15 protein-coding genes are annotated in these 19,798 nt (G+C 38.0%); 6 read left to right on the forward strand and 9 right to left on the reverse strand.

Going from position 1 to position 19,798, the window contains the following annotated elements:
* Positions 1 to 84 precede the first annotated feature (84 nt).
* Positions 85 to 561 (forward strand): acyl-CoA thioesterase, encoded by a 477-nt coding sequence (locus ACGHEH_RS10510; protein WP_390444914.1) that lies wholly within the window; start codon positions 85 to 87, stop codon positions 559 to 561.
* A gap of 6 nt (positions 562 to 567) precedes the next feature.
* Here ACGHEH_RS10510 and ACGHEH_RS10515 read toward each other — a convergent pair whose 3' ends face one another.
* Both ACGHEH_RS10515 and ACGHEH_RS10520 read right to left on the reverse strand, forming a co-directional pair.
* The gene (locus ACGHEH_RS10515; protein ID WP_390444917.1) at positions 568 to 861 is read right to left on the reverse strand and encodes a hypothetical protein; all 294 of its coding nucleotides are present in this window, start codon (positions 859 to 861) and stop codon (positions 568 to 570) included.
* Entirely contained in the window at positions 851 to 1,039 is a 189-nt protein-coding gene (locus ACGHEH_RS10520) for a hypothetical protein (RefSeq protein ID WP_390444920.1), read from the reverse strand. Before ACGHEH_RS10520 ends, ACGHEH_RS10515 begins: the two co-directional genes overlap by 11 nt.
* Before the next feature lie 148 nt (positions 1,040 to 1,187).
* On the opposite strand from ACGHEH_RS10520, the gene tsaA reads away from it, so the two are divergent.
* Positions 1,188 to 1,892 (forward strand): tRNA (N6-threonylcarbamoyladenosine(37)-N6)-methyltransferase TrmO, encoded by a 705-nt coding sequence (gene tsaA, locus ACGHEH_RS10525; protein ID WP_390444923.1) that lies wholly within the window; start codon positions 1,188 to 1,190, stop codon positions 1,890 to 1,892.
* An 83-nt stretch (positions 1,893 to 1,975) separates the two neighbouring features.
* Positions 1,976 to 3,700, forward strand: coding sequence for a proline--tRNA ligase (locus ACGHEH_RS10530; RefSeq protein WP_390444926.1), 1,725 nt, complete (start codon positions 1,976 to 1,978; stop codon positions 3,698 to 3,700).
* Between the two features lie 57 nt (positions 3,701 to 3,757).
* Here the strand turns inward: ACGHEH_RS10530 and ACGHEH_RS10535 are convergent, their stop codons facing one another.
* Positions 3,758 to 4,558, reverse strand: coding sequence for a DUF3025 domain-containing protein (locus ACGHEH_RS10535; RefSeq protein WP_390444929.1), 801 nt, complete (start codon positions 4,556 to 4,558; stop codon positions 3,758 to 3,760).
* A 141-nt stretch (positions 4,559 to 4,699) separates the two neighbouring features.
* Between ACGHEH_RS10535 and ACGHEH_RS10540 the strand changes: the two genes are divergently transcribed.
* On the forward strand, positions 4,700 to 6,325 hold the full coding sequence (locus tag ACGHEH_RS10540; protein ID WP_390444932.1) for a M28 family peptidase: 1,626 nt from the start codon (positions 4,700 to 4,702) through the stop codon (positions 6,323 to 6,325).
* A 125-nt stretch (positions 6,326 to 6,450) separates the two neighbouring features.
* The gene (locus ACGHEH_RS10545) at positions 6,451 to 7,560 is read left to right on the forward strand and encodes a putative manganese transporter (protein ID WP_390444934.1); all 1,110 of its coding nucleotides are present in this window, start codon (positions 6,451 to 6,453) and stop codon (positions 7,558 to 7,560) included.
* A 455-nt stretch (positions 7,561 to 8,015) separates the two neighbouring features.
* On the opposite strand, the gene ACGHEH_RS10550 is transcribed toward ACGHEH_RS10545, so the two are convergent.
* The 4 genes from ACGHEH_RS10550 to ACGHEH_RS10565 form a co-directional block, all read right to left on the reverse strand.
* Complete coding sequence (locus ACGHEH_RS10550; RefSeq protein ID WP_390445189.1) at positions 8,016 to 9,698, reverse strand: MFS transporter; 1,683 nt, start codon at positions 9,696 to 9,698, stop codon at positions 8,016 to 8,018.
* A 188-nt stretch (positions 9,699 to 9,886) separates the two neighbouring features.
* Complete coding sequence (locus ACGHEH_RS10555) at positions 9,887 to 12,553, reverse strand: 7TM diverse intracellular signaling domain-containing protein (RefSeq protein ID WP_390444937.1); 2,667 nt, start codon at positions 12,551 to 12,553, stop codon at positions 9,887 to 9,889.
* 42 nt (positions 12,554 to 12,595) lie between these two features.
* Positions 12,596 to 14,839, reverse strand: a complete 2,244-nt coding sequence (locus ACGHEH_RS10560; RefSeq protein WP_390444940.1) for a TonB-dependent receptor — start codon at positions 14,837 to 14,839, stop codon at positions 12,596 to 12,598.
* A 122-nt stretch (positions 14,840 to 14,961) separates the two neighbouring features.
* On the reverse strand, positions 14,962 to 15,558 hold the full coding sequence (locus tag ACGHEH_RS10565; protein WP_390444942.1) for a hypothetical protein: 597 nt from the start codon (positions 15,556 to 15,558) through the stop codon (positions 14,962 to 14,964).
* Between the two features lie 188 nt (positions 15,559 to 15,746).
* Here ACGHEH_RS10565 and ACGHEH_RS10570 point away from each other — a divergent pair, with 188 nt between their 5' ends.
* On the forward strand, positions 15,747 to 16,583 hold the full coding sequence (locus tag ACGHEH_RS10570) for a transporter substrate-binding domain-containing protein (protein WP_390444945.1): 837 nt from the start codon (positions 15,747 to 15,749) through the stop codon (positions 16,581 to 16,583).
* 197 nt (positions 16,584 to 16,780) lie between these two features.
* Here ACGHEH_RS10570 and ccoG read toward each other — a convergent pair whose 3' ends face one another.
* Entirely contained in the window at positions 16,781 to 18,163 is a 1,383-nt protein-coding gene (gene ccoG, locus ACGHEH_RS10575) for a cytochrome c oxidase accessory protein CcoG (protein ID WP_390444947.1), read from the reverse strand.
* Positions 18,164 to 18,297: 134 nt separating this feature from the next.
* The gene (locus ACGHEH_RS10580; protein WP_390444949.1) at positions 18,298 to 19,734 is read right to left on the reverse strand and encodes a sigma-54 interaction domain-containing protein; all 1,437 of its coding nucleotides are present in this window, start codon (positions 19,732 to 19,734) and stop codon (positions 18,298 to 18,300) included.
* Positions 19,735 to 19,798: the final 64 nt, after the last annotated feature.

Genomic DNA, 19,798 nt, shown 5'->3' on the forward strand with positions numbered 1-19,798 from the left:
TTGCACAAGGGCCTTATGGCCCTTTTTTCGTTTTACAGTCTGTTGACTATACTTAACATTACTTACAGTAATAGGTTGAAATATATGAATCAGCAATCTGAACTTGTTTTTAGATTTTTAGCAGAACCCACAGACGTCAATTTTGGCGGTAAAGTGCATGGCGGCATTGTGATGAAGTGGATAGATCAAGCCGGCTATGCGTGTGCTGCGGGCTGGAGTGGCAGTTATTGTGTTACTGTATCTGTTGCAGGTGTCAGGTTTAAACGCCCTATTCTTGTCGGCCAAGTTGTAGAAGTTACCGCGCAAATCGCACATACGGGTAAAACTAGCATGCAAATTTTCATCCGAGTAAAATGTGGCGACCCTCAAAATAATATTCTATCTGAAAGTAATCACTGCATTATTAGTTTTATTGCGATGGATAAAGCTGGCTACCCTGTGCCTGTGCCACAGTTTGTAGCAAAAACCAAAGAGCAAAAAAAGTTAGAGCAATATGCAATCAAAATGAAAGAAATTGCGATTGAAACTGAATCCTTGCTTCATCGCACAGTAAAGGAGTAAAGCGTTTCAATTAAGTGAATGCTTAGCCAGTTCATAAATGGCCATATTTGCAATGTCATTTAATTGCTGTTGATTATGTTTATTCGTTTTTAAATCATGAATTAATAATGATTTTTGTTCTTCAATTAAGAGTTCAAAGTTTTTAGGGCTCACTAAGCCATCTTGGATCTGAGAAACAAGCTCATTTAGCCTTGTTTTTCTTGATATCAGTGAATCTTTAATCAAACTGTATAATTCTTCACAGCTATATTTTAAGGCTACCTTTCTACATACGACATCAATATTGTGTTCAAATCCCATGTTCACGCTCATCACTCCCTTTTAAGTTATTACTCGTACCCTTAAGGCTAAATACTGTTCTAGAAGCAAAATGAACTTTTAAGGCTGATGCTCTTGCACTCATCAATAATTCTCGCTCATGCTCATGAGGTAGATGGTTACTGGCAATAAACCTAGATGCGTTTTTTTTATCGGTCATTTTTCTGTAACTTAAATGATAATTCAGACATAAGATTATGTCGGTTTGCAAAATAATCCAATTACACGCCATTACACCTTCATTACATGGTTTATTTGCTTAAGAAAAGTTACAATCCAAACATCTATGTTTTTATATTTAGTTGCTTGTGGAAAACTACCAAATTGAGCCAGTCGGTTTTATTCAATCCCCTTATAAACAAAAGTTTGCCATACCTAGACAGCCCCGTTTAGTGCCTGAGGCAAAAGCCAAGCTTATCTTTAGTAAAGAATTTAGCCGCGAAGAGTTTGTTCGAGGTATCGAAGAGTTTACACACTTATGGTTGTTGTTTCGTTTCCACGAAACCGCTGACAAAGGCTATTCTGCACTTGTCCGCCCGCCCCGTTTAGGTGGCAATGAAAAAAAAGGCGTATTTGCAACCCGAGCCACTTTTCGACCTAATGGCATTGGCATGAGTGCGGTGAAATTAGAGGGTGTTGAATATAAGAACGGTCAACTCGCGCTACTTTTATCTGGGATAGATTTACTTGATGGCACACCAATTATCGATATAAAGCCATATTTACCTTATTCAGATGCCATGCCCCAAGCTTCAGCAGGCTTTGCCGATACACGTCCCGAAACTTTAATGACTGTTGAGTTTTCAGAGCAAGCGGCTGAGTTTTTGGCAACGCAAGCTGATAAATCACTGCCAGAGTTTATTGCCAATGTACTCAAACAAGACCCCCGACCTGCTTACAAAAAACAAAAAACAGGCACACAGACGTACGGAATGAACTTGTATCATTACAATATTCGCTGGCAAGTCGACGGTGAACACAATCTTGTCACAGAAATCAGTATTGAACGTTAATAAACACTTTGTATGGGTCGTTAGCACTGCTAAACTAATGGCCATTTTCCAGAAAAACAAAATACTATACGAACGGAACCACCATGCGTACCAGTCAATATATTCTTGCGACTCTAAAAGAGACGCCTTCTGATGCTGAAATTATCAGCCACCAACTTATGCTTCGTGCAGGCATGATCCGTAAACTTGCATCAGGTTTGTACACTTGGTTGCCATCAGGCTTAAAAGTTTTACGTAAAGTTGAACAAGTAGTTCGTGAAGAAATGAACAAAGCCGGTGCAATCGAGTTACTTATGCCGGTTATTCAACCTGCTGATCTGTGGGAAGAGTCTGGACGCTGGGAACAGTTTGGTCCCGAGCTATTACGTATCAACGACAGACATAATCGTCCGTTTGCGCTTGGTCCTACTCACGAAGAAGTGATCACAGATCTAGTACGTAAAGAAATTAACAGCTACAAGCAGTTACCAATTAATTTCTACCAAATTCAAACTAAAGTACGAGACGAAGTACGTCCTCGTTTTGGTGTAATGCGCGCACGTGAATTCACCATGAAAGATGCTTACTCTTTCCATATGACAGAAGAGTGTCTGGATAATACCTACCAACGTATGCATCAAGCGTACTGCAATATTTTTGAGCGTTTAGGTCTAGATTACCGTCCAGTAATTGCAGACACAGGTTCAATTGGTGGTAGTGTTTCTCATGAATTCCACGTATTAGCAGAATCAGGTGAAGATGCAATCGCATTCAGTGATGTAAGTGATTACGCAGCAAATATTGAAAAAGCCGAAGCAGCTACACCTAGCGAAGCACGCCCTGCTCCATCTAAAGAATTAAACACATTCGATACGCCTGAAGCAAAAACCATTGAAGAGCTTAAAGCAAAACATGGTGTTAAACCACATCGAGGTGTTAAAACCCTTATTGTTTATGGTTCACCAGATGAAAATGAAGAGCGCGGTTTAGTTGCACTAATCGTTCGTGGTGATCATGAATTAAATGAGTTAAAAGCTGAAAAACTATCACTTGTAGACTCTCCGCTAGAAATGGCAAAAGAGGAAGACATTATCGCTGCCATTGGCGCTCGCCCTGGCTCATTAGGCCCTGTAGGCCTTGATATGCCAATTATTGTTGACCGTAGTGCTGCTGTGATGGCTGACTTTGTTGCAGGCGCAAACAAAGATGGTGTGCATTACAGTGGTATCAACTTCGACCGTGATGTAACTGACTACACTGTAGAAGATATTCGTAACGTGGTCGAAGGCGATCCAAGTCCTTGTGGAAATGGTACCCTGCATATCAAACGCGGTATTGAAGTAGGCCATATTTTCCAACTTGGCAGCAAGTATTCTGAAGCAATGAATGCTGGTGTACTTGGTGAAAACGGTAAAAACCAAATCATGACCATGGGTTGTTATGGTATTGGTGTATCTCGTATTGTTGCTGCTGCGATTGAGCAAAACAATGATAAGTTTGGTATTAAATGGCCAAAAACGCTTGCGCCATTCGAACTTGCTATTGTACCAATGAACATGCACAAGTCGCATCGTATTCCTGATATTGCAGAGCGTTTATACAGCGATTTCCAAGCTGCTGGTGTTGATGTGTTATTCGATGACCGTAAAGAGCGCCCTGGTGTCATGTTTAATGACATGGAACTAGTTGGTATTCCATACACACTTGTTATTGGTGAGCGTAACCTTGACGAAAATAAGGTTGAGCTTAAGAACCGTATTACTGGTGAAAAGCTAATGCTTGATATTGATTCAGCAGTTGCTGAGATCACGAAAGCTATCAAAGCTTAACCTTACAGCAATAGAAAAGCGGCTATTTAGGCGCTTTTCTATTGATTTAAAACACGATTATTTTCGTTTTGGGCGAAAATAATCTATATTTTTATAAAAGCTTGCTTCTTTGTTTTCTTCATACCATGAAGGCACACCTAATAATGGTAGGGGTGACATCTTTTTATTGTCTTCTAATAACCCATCTTGAATCATTTGATAAAGCTGCGCGTCTAAATAGTGATATTGCTGTTCTAAGCTTAATTGGTAAAAACTTTCTTCAACATTTATACAAACTAGCTTACCTGTAAGCCCAATAAACGGGTTGGTCATCATTTCGTAGTTAGCGTGGCCAAATGTAAAAGGTAAATAATTTTTACCCCACTGTGCTCTTTGATCCACAAAAGCATCTGACCATTGATGTGATTTAAGCTGAGAAATTATTTCATCATTATTAACCACTAATATAACGCCACACTCGTCAAATAATGTAATTGCATTTCTTTTTTTACTTCTTTGTTTTGTGCCATGCGCTTTTATTTCTTCAATATGTAATTCATTCAGAAGTGCTTTGGTTTTTGGAAATAGACACCATATGAGAGCGCCGAATAAGTCATGCCAGTTTTGCTCTCGTGTTGGTACTTTCCCTGTTTCGAAGATAATTGCTTCGTAGTAACGTGTTTCATTTTCTAATTCAGAGTTAGGTGTAAAACAAATATTTAATCCTTGTGGCTTCTTTAAGTCTTTTAACCCGTTTAACCAATCAAAACTTGGCCAGTCTGTATGTGAGTTGAGGTTAAACAATGTATTTAGATGCTCAAAAGCACCATTATTAAGACAGGATTGAGAAAATGTCTCTGAGGCAACAAATCTTTTCATAGGACTACAGGCTTAAAAATTTTCGCGATTTTATCGTAAACTTGTCTTCACGCCAACTAAGGCGGTTAATCGCTTTAACTCGAACAAGCAGTATAGAAATGTGTATACTTAAGCGATTTTAATTAAAAGAAAAAAGTGATTATGAAACTGAGAATAACACTTAGCGCAATTGCTGCAGCTGTGCTTGCAGGTTGCGTATCAACAAGTAACACATCTAACGATATTCAAACCGCTTACAACAGCATCAACGAAACACAACTTGCAGAGCACATTAAAACACTCGCTTCTGATGAGTTTGAAGGCCGTGCCCCTTCTTCGAAAGGTGAAGAGCTTACTCTAGCCTACTTAACAAAACACTTTAAAGCTCTCGGTTATGAACCGGGCAATGGTGATAGTTTCTTCCAAGAAGTGCCGCTTGTTTCAATTGAAGCTGACTCTGATATGGAACTAGTAATTGGTGGTAAAGCTTACCAATACAAAAAAGAAATGGTGATGGGCACAGGTCGCATTAGCGAACTTGAGTCAATCAACAATTCTGAAATGGTGTTTGTTGGCTATGGTGTGAATGCTCCAGAGTATGGCTGGAACGATTACGAAGGCCTAGATGTTAAAGGTAAAACAGTTGTAATGCTGGTTAATGATCCTGGTTTTGCGACCAAAGATCCAAGCATGTTCACAGGTGAAGCCATGACCTACTACGGTCGTTGGACATACAAATACGAAGAAGCCAGTCGCCAAGGTGCTGCGGGTGCAATCATCATTCATGAAACAGCACCTGCTTCATACCCTTGGAGCGTTGTTGAGAACTCTTGGAGTGGCGAGCAATTTGGCTTCCAAAAAGAAAATAAAAACATGGATCGTGTAGCCGTTGAAGGCTGGGTAACTGTCGATGTAGCTAAAGAGCTGTTCGAAAAAGCGGGTCTAAACTTTGAGGATGCTAAGAAAAAAGCGGCACAAGGCGCCTATCATGTTGATATGGGTGACTTAACCGCCTCAGTAACTGTTAAAAGCAAGATTAAGACATCAACGTCGTACAATTTTATTGCGACTTTACCTGGTAGCAAAAAGCCGGAAGAGCATATTGTTTACTCAGCTCATTGGGACCATTTAGGTATGGATAAAAACCGTAAAGGTGACCAAATCTATAACGGCGCGCATGATAATGCGACGGGTACTGGTGGTATGATTGAAGTAGCAGAAGCATTCGCTAAGCTGCCAACTCGTCCAGACCGTTCAATCACCTTCTTAGCAGTAACTGCGGAAGAGCAAGGCTTACTTGGCTCAAAATTCTATGCGAATACGCCGGTCATTCCAGCAAAAAAAACCGTTGCTAACATCAACATGGATAGCTTAAACCTACTTGGTAAAGTGAAAGATATCAGCGTAGTGGGTATCGGTAAATCAAGCCTAGACGAAATGTTGGCTGATGCTGCAAAAGCTCAGGGTCGTGTAGTTTCTGGAGATCCACGTCCGGCATCAGGTGGTTATTACCGCTCAGATCACTTTGCATTCGCAAATATGGGCGTACCTGCGATGTACGCTGGTGGTGGTACAGAAGCACTAGATGAAGCAACAGCAAACTATCGTAAGAAAATGAGTTTAGTTCTTCGTGGCTGTTATCACCAACCGTGTGACAGATACCGTGATGAATGGGACTTAAGCGGTGCAGTTCAAGATTTGCAGTTGTTCTTCCAAGTTGGCTATGACGTTTCTCAACAAGCTGAATGGCCAACATGGAAAGCTGGTGCTGAATTCAATAGAAAATAAACTCAAATGAGATTGATTTTTATTTAAATTAGCACTAAAGTGCAACTGATAATATTTATTGGTTGCACTTTATGATCACTCTCACAACGTTAAGGCATTCACCTGTTCTCAGTTCGCTTGCATTCATGCTTGCTAATAAGCGACTAGTCTTACCTGTTTTTATACTTCTGTCTTTACTCTATGAACCAATAAGATCGATTACAATACCTACCCTTGCAGATGCATTTTTTCAGGTCACTGTTTTCGTCGCCGCAACCTTATTCATCTATTACTATTTAGTTGACAGGTTACCTCAACTTGAACTCAGTTACTTAAAAGCAAAATCACCTACATTAGAAATTACCTTCGCAGCAATACTCGGAGCCCTCCCAGGCTGTGGTGGAGCTATTATTGTAGTTACTCAATTTACTAAGAAACAAGCCAGCTTTGCTTCTGTTGTCGCTGTATTAACTGCCACGATGGGAGACGCTGCTTTTCTTCTACTAGCTAAAGATCCTTTTGCTGCTTTGAGTGTAATTAGTATAGGCATCGCTACTGGTATAATAAGTGGTTTAATTGTCCACTTGTTCCATGCTGATTCATTTTGTCACCCTCAAAAAGGTGCAAATTATGCCCATGATTGCATGAAATCGAATAAGGCCATTCATGTTGGTGAAAAGCTATGGAAGTGCTTTTTAGCGCCTTGTGTGGCTATATCTTTACTCATTGCATTTAATGTAGATTTCGGCGAATTTGATAATGCCATCACTTATTTTGGTGCTTTGTTTGCAGCTATCGCAGTCACCATCTGGGCATTCTCTTCAGAAGGTAAAACCTATCAACAAATTACAGCTGAAGATGAGGAAGTATCACCACCCAGTAAGTTTTCTCGAATAATACAAGATACCCACTTTGTAACAGCCTGGGTCATCGCTAGCTTTATGCTTTATGAAATTGCAGTGAGTGTGTTTGGGCTAGACCTTAGAGCTTGGTTTAGTGAATATGCGATTTATGCCCCACTCATTGCTGTTGCAATCGGTTTATTACCGGGTTGTGGCCCTCAAATAGTCATCACTACATTGTATATACAAGGTATTATTCCATTTAGTGCTTTAGTTGGTAATGCCATATCTAATGATGGAGATGCACTTTTCCCTGCTTTAGCAATGGCACCTAAGGCAGCCTTAATTGCCACACTATATTCAGCAATACCAGCATTATTAGTGAGTTACCTCTTATTTTGGTATTTACAATAAGTTGTATAGACAAGATATTTTCCCCATTTAGTGCTTGAGTTGTTAATGACACACCATGTAATAAGTGGGCTTAATTAGTCACATTAGTAATTGCACCAAAATCAACCTTAACTGTCAGAGCATAATCAAAAATACAAGCATTATTATTGAGTTAATGTTTTCCCTGTATTTACAAACAAATGTCAGTAGTTGTATAGACAAGAAAAAAGCCTTAGATGTTTTTCTAAGGCTTTTTATTATTTTGAATTCTTTATTCAACATTAATTTATAAGACCACTCAGACGAACTAGATACTCTATTGTGAGGAAAGAAAACATTGTTGGCAGCACAACTCACGCGTCCTGCTATCGCTGATATACCTACTTCCATGTAGTCAAGGCGAATTTTGCAATATTAATTGTTCTAAATGAGAAATCTTCGGCACAACTGCAATCAGGTTCAATCACATAATGTAATTAAGTGTCATTACGTATTGGTATCATTTGCTCTGCAGCCTCACTTTTTGAGTAACGATTAAAACACCACAGCGCAATAGACGTTACACCAGCAATAGCAGTAAATAATGACCACATCAGTTCTGGTTTATTCTGCCCTATTGCTAAATTCGCATAACTCCAACCTGACAAAAAGCCTGCGCACAAAAAACCTAATGCCATAGAAACAAAGTAATAACCCATATACAAGGCTGCTTGATCTTTCGGTGCTATGCTTGCTACATATTCTTGACTCTTTGGTGAGGTAAGCATTTCACCTAATGCAATTAATAAAATCACAACTGTAATCACCCAACCAACCATATTGTGTTGAGAACCAATTAAAAAAATGAATGCAGCCGCGATTATGATGAGTCCAGCAATTAATACATATATAGACTTAAACCTTTGACAAAGTAAACTCACAAAGATTTGTAGTAAAACGATTGCAGCAAAGTCTAAGTTAATTAGGTACTCAGGGTTAACCTGTCGGTATGCCAAAAGGTAAGCTGTATAGTTTTGTATTTGTGTACTATTTAATTCATAAGTATTGTTTGCAATTAAACGTAACTCTTTAACCAAATTTGCTAACTCATTAGTTGGTACATTTACTTTTAAATGCACCCACTCAAGCCTCAAAGTTTCAAATTCGATGGCATTGCTCATCTTAATATCATTAAATAAAGTCACTATAGCTGCAGATATTTTTTCTTCATCTACGAAGGCAAAGAAATCAACTGCGCCCTGCCCAAATAAAGATAAGAACTGAACTAAATCTTTGGTATTAACAAAGTCACGAATAAACAAAGGAACAGTGTAAAAAAGTTGATTATAAACCGTCCAAAAACCCGTTAAAATCGCAAGATATATCGCAAATTTAGCATTACTGACTTTTACTTTCTCTTGCCACCAACTTGATGCACTTTCTTTTGCAAATAAATTCCAAATTACATTTGAAATAAGCCAAAGCACAATGGTCAAAAATGCTTGAGTGTAAGATAACCACTCTACACCCGCACACATTAGTAATACGATAGAAACAAATAAAACCAAAGCAAAACGGCCATTTCCTAACACACTTTGTGCCTCATTTATCGTTTCTTTTAAGCTTTTGTCGCTTTGCTTTTTAAGTGATGGTGGGTTTTTGTAGAAAAATAAAACTGGCACAAAATTTAATAATATCCAAGCCGCCGACATCATAAATACCGCATCCCAACTTATCGCTCGCATAGCACCGGCTATTAGCGGACCTAGAAACCCACCGACGTTAACCATGGTATAGAATATACCAAAACCAAGCCCTCTATTTTGGTCATTGGTGCTATGAGCAATCGTGCCAACCACGACTGGCTTAAAGCATGCGGCACCTAAAGCGACGAAGCTGAGTACTATAAAAAATGACCAAAAGTCTTTGACTTGGCCCAGTAAATAATAACTCGGCGCCATTATAACAAAAGAAATGATAAACATTTTCTTATAACCTATTCGATCACCAAGTGCACCAGTTAGAACAGGCAATAAATACAAAAAGAAAGGAATGATCCCTTGAATTGCTCCTCTCTCAATATCAGAAAATCCGACACCTCCTTGTGACTTTGGAGTCGTCATATAAATAGATGACACTGCAAAAAAACCATACCAAGCTAATCGTTCAAAGATTTCCATGATATTGGCAATATAAAAGCTCTTTCCAAATCCCGATTTATGATTAGAGTACACTTTAGCTCCCTCCACCTTTATTTTGCATACAATATACCACCAAAGCATGGAGCAATGTAAAGTATTAATTCTTAGAGGAAGATCTTTAAAAAATAAGTATTACTTTTGACAAACTGAAGAAAGTAGCAAAGTCATTAATTCATAACTGCTTTTGAAGCATCAGACATCGCATTGACTAAAAGGTCTAACAGTACGTCAACATCTTCTAAACTACCGCTTTTCAGTAACTCATCCAGTTGTGTCGCATGGTTATGAATTTCGTGACACTCAAACATACCTGCTGTCCCTTTGATGGCATGTACATGCCTTTTCAGTGCCACGAAATCACTATTCTCATAACTTGAGTGCAAAAGGTGTTTTTGTTCTTCTAATCCTTGAAGGTAGTTATTTTGTAGTGCTTCATATTCACCGATAGGCAAGTTTAACTCTTCTACTTCTAGGTTGAGATAATGACTGATTTTCTTATGGAATTTTGTTCTGTCGATGGGTTTTGACAAATGATCCGTAAAGCCCATTTTTAAATAACGCTCTACTTCATGGGTCATGGTATTCGCGGTTAATGCTAATACGGGTGAACTAACCCCAGTTGCTTGGATAAACTTAAATGCTTCTTCACCATCCATTATAGGCATTTGTATATCCAATAATATTAAATCAAACTCATGATCTAAAACAGCTTGAACAGCTTCTTGGCCATTTTCTGCTGTGACCACCTGAAGCCCCATGCCTTCAAGTATAATGGTGATAAGCTTTCTATTATCAGGATGGTCTTCAGCAAGCAATACTTTGCCTTTAAGTATACCCTTAGTATCTATAGATTGTGGGTCTAATTGAGATTGCGGCAACTTATTAAGATTGCTCACCCATTGAGTATCTTTGGTTGTATATAAACCTAATTCAAGTGCAAACGTTGTACCTGAGCCAACATTACTTTCAACGGTAATATCACCATCAAGCTTACGGGCTAAACTTTTTGATATATTCAGACCTAAGCCCGTACCACCATAACGCCGTGTGGTAGAAGTATCAGCCTGATGGAAAGCAGTAAACAATGATTTAATTTCATCTTTGGTCATGCCTATTCCGGTATCTCTCACCGAAATTTGCAACTTCTCGTCACCACATGAAACATCAATACAGATCTTACCCACACTGGTAAATTTTAATGCGTTTGAAGTTAGATTTAGCAATATTTGTCTGAATCTGGTCGGGTCTATAACAATTAAATTCGGTAAAGGAAAATGATAATTTAACTCAAATTCTAAACCTTTATCTCTTATCTGTTTACCGAGGAGTGATTCAATTTCAGCAATACATCTAAACATATCTGCTTCAATTAATTCTACTTCCAACCTATTGGCTTCAATCTTAGACATATCCAAAATGTCGTTTATCAGGTTTTGTACATGTCTGGCATTTTGGAGAATAACATTGATAGCATGCCCTTTTTCAGAGGGCTTTATGTCACCAAGCAACATGCCATCTGCATAACCAATAATTGAAGTCATCGGCGTTCTAATTTCGTGGCTCATATTTGCTAAAAATCGACTTTTTGCTTCACTAGCATCACGTAATTCAGAAGCTAAGTCTTCTAACTCCTGAGTCCTTTGTAGTACTTTCAATTCTAGATTTTTGTTAAGCTCAACATTTTCTAAATTGGTTAATCTAAACTTATCTGCAACAGCAAATGCCAGCAACAGAGCATCCATTGCTGTCCCTATTAGTCCAAGTAGATAGAGGTTTAAGCTAGATGGAGGCAACACACCAAGGTTAGTTAGATTACCAATCATGTTTGGAATGGCCATTGCGACATACGCAAGTACAAAATATCTTGCTGGTTTAAAGCCTTCGCTTATTCGCAAAAAACCTACATAGAGTCCCAAACAAAGTGCTGCGCCAGTAACGATTGTGGCCCAGAGAAAACCAAAACTTGGAAACAACATCGCCATTGGTATTCCACAAGCAGCTATAACACCTAGCAAGAGTGACCCATTGGTTAGTTTTGGATGGGTTTCTTTAAGTTTGAGTAAGTTAATGTAAAAAAGGATATTCGTTAGCGGCGTTAAGGCAAAACCAAGCCAGTGTAAATTCGGCGAATAAAAGCCAAATAGTTGATCAGAAATGTGGAAAAAGTGACTCCACGCAAATACCCAGCAAATTGCAAATAATGCGTAATATAAATGCGTTTTGTCTTTTGAGCCGAAGTAAATGAGTATATTGTACAAGCCTAAAACTAAGCCAACACCAAAGCATAAAATCATTACCAAATTTTCAGTAACGACTAAACGCTCGAACTCCTCTTTAGGTTTAATGACAAATTTGATGGGTGTGTAAAAAAAATCACTTTCAAAAGAAGTCACCAATACATATTTTTCATTCGGATTAAGTCGAATTGAGTTACCGTAATGAAATGCAAATTCATTACTGACTTCTCCCCCTGTAACAATAGTTTGAATTTCCCCATCTTCACTGTAGAGCTTACTTTCTATTCTTGATACAACGGTATTGTAGGGGTATAAGACAAACTCTATGTCATTGGTATGATTTACAAGCTCAGTAACAAGCCAATACTTTCCTCCAAAAAGTGCCCTCTTTGGCAGTATCTCAAGGCCTTGTTGCCACGCTTTTACAGACTGGTAGCTTAATGGGAAGACCACATTTTCTTTCGATTTTAAAAGCAAAGCAGAATCATGTAAATTTGTTTCTTGCATGTTATGTTGATAATTAAATGTCTGTGCGTGTGACACCGCACACACAATACTCAATATAATCAGCGTAATATAAAGTATCAATTTACGCATTTAGTCAGCCAACTACTCTTCTATGTTTATTCATCATATCAATCAAAAGTTATATGAAACCTCTAGCCCAACACGCCTGCCCTCACCTTTAAAGTCTTCTAACATACCTAAGAAGCTAGATAAATCGAATTTTAAGTGACTATATTCTTTATCAAATAGATTTTTAGCCCAAAACCTTAGCTGGTAGTCTTTAAAAGTAATTTGGCTATTCAAATACCACAATGTGTAGCTTGGTTGGTGAGCTAGTATATTTTGATTTTGGTCAAAATAATAATCAGACTGATAATCAAAACCCAACGTTGCTGTCATCCTTAGGTTAGCTTGTAGGTCTGTTTCATAAGTAAGCGCGCCATTTATATTCATTTCTGAAGTAAAAGGTAAGCGATGGTTTGTCAGTTCATTGCCAAGTGGGTCAATAAATTTTTCAAATTCGGCATGTGGAATATAGCTAAACCCTAAGGTGGTGTTAAATTCATCTGTTAATTTATACTTAACATCAATATCAGAACCGTAAACCTTTGATTCACCAGCATTTTCTAGAAGCTGTATCGGTGGAGCTCCTTCAACGAGTGATGGTTGATTCATGAAGACTTGTTGACCTTTATAGTCATAGTGAAACAAGGCCCAGTTTACTTTTAACGTTCTATTGTCATTAATATACTTACCACCGACTTCATTCGAAATAAGTTCTTCTGGACCATAATCTGCAAGCATAGCTTGCTCAGGGCTCGATAAGTATCCTCCGTAATAACCACCACTTTTATAACCATTGCTTAGACTATAAAATACTGAATGATTGTTACTCAATGAGTAAATGATTGAAAGTTTGCCTGAAATGTCATCATCTTTGACTTCGCCATCAACATGATAGAAAGGCAATAAAACACCTTCTAATGAGCTAGCATCTACTACAACATTAATGTTACTTATTGAATCATATTCAAACACTTCGTCAGAGTAACGAAGACCCGTTGTAAGGATTAAGCGCTCAGACAGTTGCCAATCATATTGTCCAAATAGTGCGAATGACTTACTAACTAAGTCATTATCATAAAAGAAATTGGCGGAGTTACTGCCAAATTGCGTGCCACGTAAATCTCTCAGAATGTCATTATAGTTGTCTTGATAAATTCTTTCTTGTAATGAGAACAGACCAAGTGTGAAATGATCATCGCCTAATTCATAGTTCAAACGTACTTCGTTATTTAATACTTCTGCTTTAACGCCCAATTGACCTTCACATAACCTCGCAGGAGAGCCATCACAATTGAATGCATGCTCTCTATCTAAGCGGTTAAAGCTGTTTAGCCAAATGAATGATGTATCATCACTAAATTGCCAAGTTAATTCACTTGTCCAGCCTTTATTTATACCATGATGAGGAGAGGCATTATTTACGCTCACAGCCCAGAAGTCATCAACACCATCGTTAAACCCAAATGCATCAACACAATTTCCGGAATTAATATCACCAACTGAGCACATCACACGATTTACAGGATCTGAGAATATGCCTATATTACCGACGGGTTGAGCAATACCATTCCAGTGACTGTAATTTAACTTTAAATACCATTCCAACTCATACCACTGACCCAGATAGCTCAATCGCAGATCATTTTGTTCCATTCCCGCCTCTGGTGAAGTAGGAAATACATTATAGCTCGTATAGTCGTAGCGATTATGATTAAACGCAGCCCTAAACGCTGAAGTATCATCTAGCTGTACATTATAAAAGCCATTACTTTTATAAAAACCATCGGTACCAGCTCCGACTGTAAGTTGACCATAATCACCTGCATCCGGACGTTTACTTCTGATCAATATTGCACCGCCAGTGCTATTTCGGCCAAACAAAGTACCTTGAGGGCCTTTCAAAACTTCTACTTGCTCGATATCAAATAGGTTTAATATTTGATTATTAGCAGAGCCAACAGATGCTCCATCTACATACATTGCTATCGGAGATGTATTTGCAGTGTTGTAATCTAGTAAGCCTATTCCCCGAATATTTATTGCGGGTGGCGTACCTTCTGCTGCATTTTGACTGATTTTAAGACCTGAAATAAGCAAGCCTAAGTCTGTTGTATCTTTTAAACCAGTGCTACTTATCTGCTCCCCTTTAAGTTGATTAACAGTCACGCTAACCTTACTTTCAAGTTGCTTTCTTTTTTGAGCATACACTTCTATGACTTCTATACTTTCATTCGCGTATAAATAACACGATTGCATTAAAGACAAAGATATCAGTGTTGATAAAAGGCTTTTCGGGGATAAATTAGACATTTCCATACTCTCAGTGCAGATTTATGTGTGCAAGACGAAGTATAGTTTAAATGTCTTATGTGACCAAAGGAGATACTTAACTTTGTTTTTCAATAAGCTACTTGTAAATCACAAAAAATATTCTACGACTGACAAGATAGAAGATGATTATCTGTTATTTCTTGTAGGTTTTGTTGCTCATTCAAACAAATCTGCGCGTAATGCTGATATGCATCATGGTTAAAGTTTTCAGATAATGCATTCATGAAACCGTGTTTATACCGTGATTTAACAACGTAAAGACATGGGATTGTCTTCAATGTGGCTATAACAGGATTAAGATCAAAATGCTTTTCAATATCTGGAAAATAGATATCTACATGACAGTTTGGATTTAAACTTGTGAAATGTCTGATTTGACCAGGATAAAAAGCGATCATCTTCTGTACTCGCTTCAAGGGGGTCATAGCTAAAGCACGCCAGGCAGCGGTCGCACCTGCACTGAAACCAATTATAAAATCAGGGCTAAATTTAATCAGAGCCTCTTGAACTTTATTTGCGTACCCGTCGTGGCCTAACCTGTCTATAAACTTATCGTACATTAATTGTTCATGAAGTTCATCATCTGATGCCGTTACATCATAAGGTGAAACAGTTAGCACTTTACCTGAAAACTGCTCACAAAAATCTTTAAGCTGGTTTGTACAACCAAAGATATCGGATACAATTAATGTTCTCATAGCTGTGGGTCCTTATTTACAGACTCTTATTAAACTTTCATATTCTACCACTGACAACGTATTGGTGATGTGAAATTAACTTTTCTACAATCTACCACTTGATAAATAATTGTAAAGATTTTGTTTATTTGGAATCTTATATCAGCCATTTGCTACACTTAATATCTGTATACTTGAAATGTAGAAAAATGTTTAAGTTTCTAGTCATTATTTTTTTTCTGCTCTTGGGTTTTGAATCAATTGCTAAAACTGTCACTTTTTTAAAGGTAGACTTTGCGCCATATTATATTTTAGAAGGAGAAGACAAAGGACAAGGTAGGGATGAAGCTGTCATAAATTTACTTTCGCAGTCGCTTCCTGAATACAAATTTAAACAGGTATTTATTCCATCTAGTAGAGCTTTGTTTGAATTACAACATAGCAAACAAACAACATGTATGTTGTCTCTGTATAAAACTGAGCACAGAAAACAGCAATTTTATTTTTCTGAGCAATACTCCACGATTGGCCTAGCACCAACCATTGCCATGCACAAAGATGTTGCTGAAAAAGTAATACCCAAAGGTATTACCACCACTTCGTTAAAAGACCTAATCTTTAAAAACGATCTGCTTCTTGGCAAATCAACTGAACGTTCGTATGGGCACCATGTTGATATGATTATCCTCAAAATTCCGAAAGACGATATAATAATTCGTGCAGGTAAAGATTCCTTACAGAGCCTAACCTATATGTTACTTAAGAAAAGAGTTGACGTTATTATTGGCTACCCCGGTGAGCACCTTTATCTTCAATCCAAACTAAAAAAAGAGAGTACGTTTATTCAATTGCAAATCTCTGAATCGCCAAAAACCGTTTTAGGTTTCATTGGATGTAATAAATCTAAAGAGAGCCAGCAGTTTTTAAAGAAAGTCGATATGAACTTTAGTAAGATCAAGGAATCACCAGAATACACTTCGTTAATGTTGAGGTGGGTTCCTGTAAATTTACAACAGAACTTAGTCAATGAATTAAACAATCAATAAATTTTACGACTAACAATGATGATTTATAAAATAAAAAAATCTTTGAGAGTAAGGCACTTTAGCTTGTCAGACAAGAAATTAATCTACAAACAATAAGCAGCATTAATCTTTATAGTTCAATAAAAGTGTTCAATAACTAAACTAATATGTATTCAACTGCTTCAAAAAAGGGGCTAATATAAGCCCCTCATAAGCAACTAGTTTTTATAAAAATAACTTTCTTTCGTTATTTTTATGTCTGCTTTTTGCTTAGACTCAATGGTAAAACTAATTGGAGTCGCTTTGACCTTTAAGTCGTAACCGTCTTTAATAACGGTAACAGGTATTTGCAACATTTCTCCCCCTTCAATTTCAATCACAGCAGGTACATTAAGCTCAGCATTTTCTAACCCTTCAAGACTAATCGTATAGCTCATGGTGGTTTGCGTTTTATTGATCACGCTTAACGTATAAGGGTTTTCGACTAACCCTTCATAGTTAACACGATATAACGCATTACGGTCTCGGATCACAGATGCCTCAATTGGCGTACGATTAAACGCCCACACCACCATAATTAAAATAATTAGCGCAGTAAGGGTTGCATATCCAAGTAGCTTTAGTCTAAACGGATTGGTTTTTTTGCCTGATGCTTCATGTTCACTCTGATATTTAATGAGCCCTTTGGCATAGCCAAATTTATCCATCGTGTCATCACAGGCATCAATACACAAACCACAGTTTATACATTCATATTGCAGACCATTTCGAATATCAATACCTGCTGGGCAAACTTCTACACACAGGTTACAGTCAACGCAGTCACCAAGACCGAGTTCTTTTGGATCTTGTTTACGTTTACGTTTACCTCTTGATTCGCCGCGTTGTGCATCGTAGGTGACTAGCAACGTGTCTTTATCAAACATCACTGATTGAAAACGTGAATATGGGCAAGCAACCGTACACATTTTTTCTCTTAAAAACCCAGCATTACCATAGGTACAGAATGCAAATAAGAATACCCAAAAACTCACTAGACCTGACCATTCTAGTGTGAACATGTCGATATATAATTTTTGTACAGGTATAAAATACGCCATAAATGACGTAGCAGTGAAGAGAGAGATAGCTAACCAAGCACTATGCTTTGCTGTTTTTAACGCAATTTTTTTTGTACCCCAAGGGCTTTTATCTAGTTTAATGCGTTTATTGCGACTGCCTTCAATACGGTGCTCCACCCAAGTAAACATTAGCATCCAAATGGTTTGTGGGCACACATAACCACACCATACTCGACCCAGCCAATTAGTCACAAAGAAAAGCGCAAATGCCCCCGCCATAAATACCCAAGCCAGAATCATAAAATCTTGTGGTAAAAATGTGAGGCCGAAAATTCTAAAATGTTGGCTGCCTACATCAAACAACACTGCCTGCTGGCCGTTATATTGCAGCCAAGGGATAGCAATAAAGGTCAGCATTAAAACCCAGCCAAGATTACGACGGATTTTTTGGAAAAAACCTTTTTGTTCGCGCACATAAATCGGGCCCTCCGATTTATGTGGCTTAATGATCATGTCTTCTTCTTTAATATCAAACTTCATAGTACTTGCTCTACTAACATTGGTTAATGTCTATAGAGCAAGTTTCAGTCCAATCTGAAAGTTTATAAGCAATTGTTTTTTATACGCATAATTTTATAATGAAAATATGTAAACGCGAAATTTCACGTAGCGCGCTATATTTCGCGATTTTTTATTATTTTAAGCTTTTTCATTTTAGAGCGTAATGTGCTCTCGGGGAGCCCTAATTTAATCGCTGCACCTTTTGGGCCCGCTATACGCCAATTAGAAAGTTCTAATACGTGTTCAATATGAAGTCTCTCTGCCTCATCGAGCCTTAAACTTTGACCTTCAAGCATTTGTTCATCACCCATGTTTAATGGCTGAGAAATTGACACTAATCGTCCTTTAGACAAAATAGCCTCTCGCTCTAATATATTTTGTAACTCTCTGATGTTGCCTGGCCAATCATAAGCTTGAAGTTTGTCTATCGCTGACTTTGTCAGTCCCATTAAGTGTTTACCTAACCTTTTATTGAGCTGATTAATGAGGTTTGTACACAACAATGGAATATCTTCTTTTCGCTCTTTTAGGCTAGGTACTCTGATAGGAAAGACATTTAGGCGATAATACAGATCCATTCTAAATTCACCTTTTCCAACCATTTGCCACAAATCTTTATTGGTTGCCGCTATGATACGAATATTTACTTTTAGGGTTTTGCTGCCACCTACACGTTCAAACTCTTGCTCTTGTAGTACGCGCAAAAGTTTACTTTGTGCCTCAAGTGATAGCTCCGCAATTTCATCTAAAAATAGAGTGCCTGTATCGGCGAGTTCAAAACGCCCTTTTCTTCTCTCATTGGCGCCTGTGAATGCCCCCTTTTCATGCCCGAATAATTCAGACTCTAATAAACTAGGCGTAAAAGCCGCACAATTTACTTTTACAAATGGTTTTGAGCTGCGATTACTCAATCTATGGAGGTTTCTGGCAACAAGCTCTTTACCTGTGCCATTTTCACCTAAAATCAACACAGTACTGCTGGTTTGTGCGACAAGGTTGATTTGCTCAAGCATGGTTTGAAATATATGACTTTGACCTACTAACCCTGACTCTTGCCAATCTGCATTTAACTCTTCCAACAAGTAAGAATTTTCTTCTTTTAATTGCTCAGTTAAAGTTTGGACTTGCTCTAATGCTGCTCTCAGTGCACTTTCTGCTTCATGCTGCTTTGTTACATCGCGAAATATCGCGACAGCCCCGATAATTTGTCCATCTTTAAATACTGGCGTAGAGGTATATTCCACAGGGAAACTAGTGCCATCTTTTCTCCAGAACACTTCGTCGGATATTTGTCTTACTTTGCCATCAAACATAGTACAGTAGATGTTGCATTCATCTGCCGGATACGGTGAACCATCAGCATGGCTATGGTGATGGTATTGATGTATTTTTTTACCTATTAATTCTTCGGCTTTCCAACCTGTCATACGTTCAGCTGCGGGGTTTATAAATACTGCATTACCAGATAGGTCAAAACCGTAAATACCTTCGCCAACAGAGTTGAGAAGTAGTTCAGGGTCATTTAACAGGCGTTTAAGTAAGTGAGACATAGCATTCCTCGTGAAATATCACGAAAACTGTAACATATTGACACGTTATACTATTAGCAAATTC

This window comes from Pseudoalteromonas sp. MTN2-4, from assembly GCF_042848605.1.
In the GTDB taxonomy this organism is placed as follows: domain Bacteria; phylum Pseudomonadota; class Gammaproteobacteria; order Enterobacterales; family Alteromonadaceae; genus Pseudoalteromonas.

Excerpts from the sequence above, each read along its gene's own strand:
- ACGHEH_RS10570 (WP_390444945.1), top strand. The coding sequence starts at position 15,747 with ATGTTTAAGTTTCTAGTCATTATTTTTTTTCTGCTCTTGGGTTTTGAA.
- ACGHEH_RS10555 (WP_390444937.1), bottom strand. The coding sequence starts at position 12,553 with ATGCGTAAATTGATACTTTATATTACGCTGATTATATTGAGTATTGTG.
- ACGHEH_RS10580 (WP_390444949.1), bottom strand. The coding sequence starts at position 19,734 with ATGTCTCACTTACTTAAACGCCTGTTAAATGACCCTGAACTACTTCTC.
- ACGHEH_RS10565 (WP_390444942.1), bottom strand. The coding sequence starts at position 15,558 with ATGAGAACATTAATTGTATCCGATATCTTTGGTTGTACAAACCAGCTT.
- ACGHEH_RS10535 (WP_390444929.1), bottom strand. The coding sequence starts at position 4,558 with ATGAAAAGATTTGTTGCCTCAGAGACATTTTCTCAATCCTGTCTTAAT.
- ccoG (WP_390444947.1), bottom strand. The coding sequence starts at position 18,163 with ATGAAGTTTGATATTAAAGAAGAAGACATGATCATTAAGCCACATAAA.
- ACGHEH_RS10530 (WP_390444926.1), top strand. The coding sequence starts at position 1,976 with ATGCGTACCAGTCAATATATTCTTGCGACTCTAAAAGAGACGCCTTCT.
- ACGHEH_RS10560 (WP_390444940.1), bottom strand. The coding sequence starts at position 14,839 with ATGTCTAATTTATCCCCGAAAAGCCTTTTATCAACACTGATATCTTTG.
- ACGHEH_RS10545 (WP_390444934.1), top strand. The coding sequence starts at position 6,451 with ATGCTTGCTAATAAGCGACTAGTCTTACCTGTTTTTATACTTCTGTCT.
- ACGHEH_RS10550 (WP_390445189.1), bottom strand. The coding sequence starts at position 9,698 with ATGGAAATCTTTGAACGATTAGCTTGGTATGGTTTTTTTGCAGTGTCA.
- ACGHEH_RS10540 (WP_390444932.1), top strand. The coding sequence starts at position 4,700 with ATGAAACTGAGAATAACACTTAGCGCAATTGCTGCAGCTGTGCTTGCA.
- ACGHEH_RS10510 (WP_390444914.1), top strand. The coding sequence starts at position 85 with ATGAATCAGCAATCTGAACTTGTTTTTAGATTTTTAGCAGAACCCACA.
- ACGHEH_RS10520 (WP_390444920.1), bottom strand. The coding sequence starts at position 1,039 with ATGACCGATAAAAAAAACGCATCTAGGTTTATTGCCAGTAACCATCTA.
- ACGHEH_RS10515 (WP_390444917.1), bottom strand. The coding sequence starts at position 861 with ATGGGATTTGAACACAATATTGATGTCGTATGTAGAAAGGTAGCCTTA.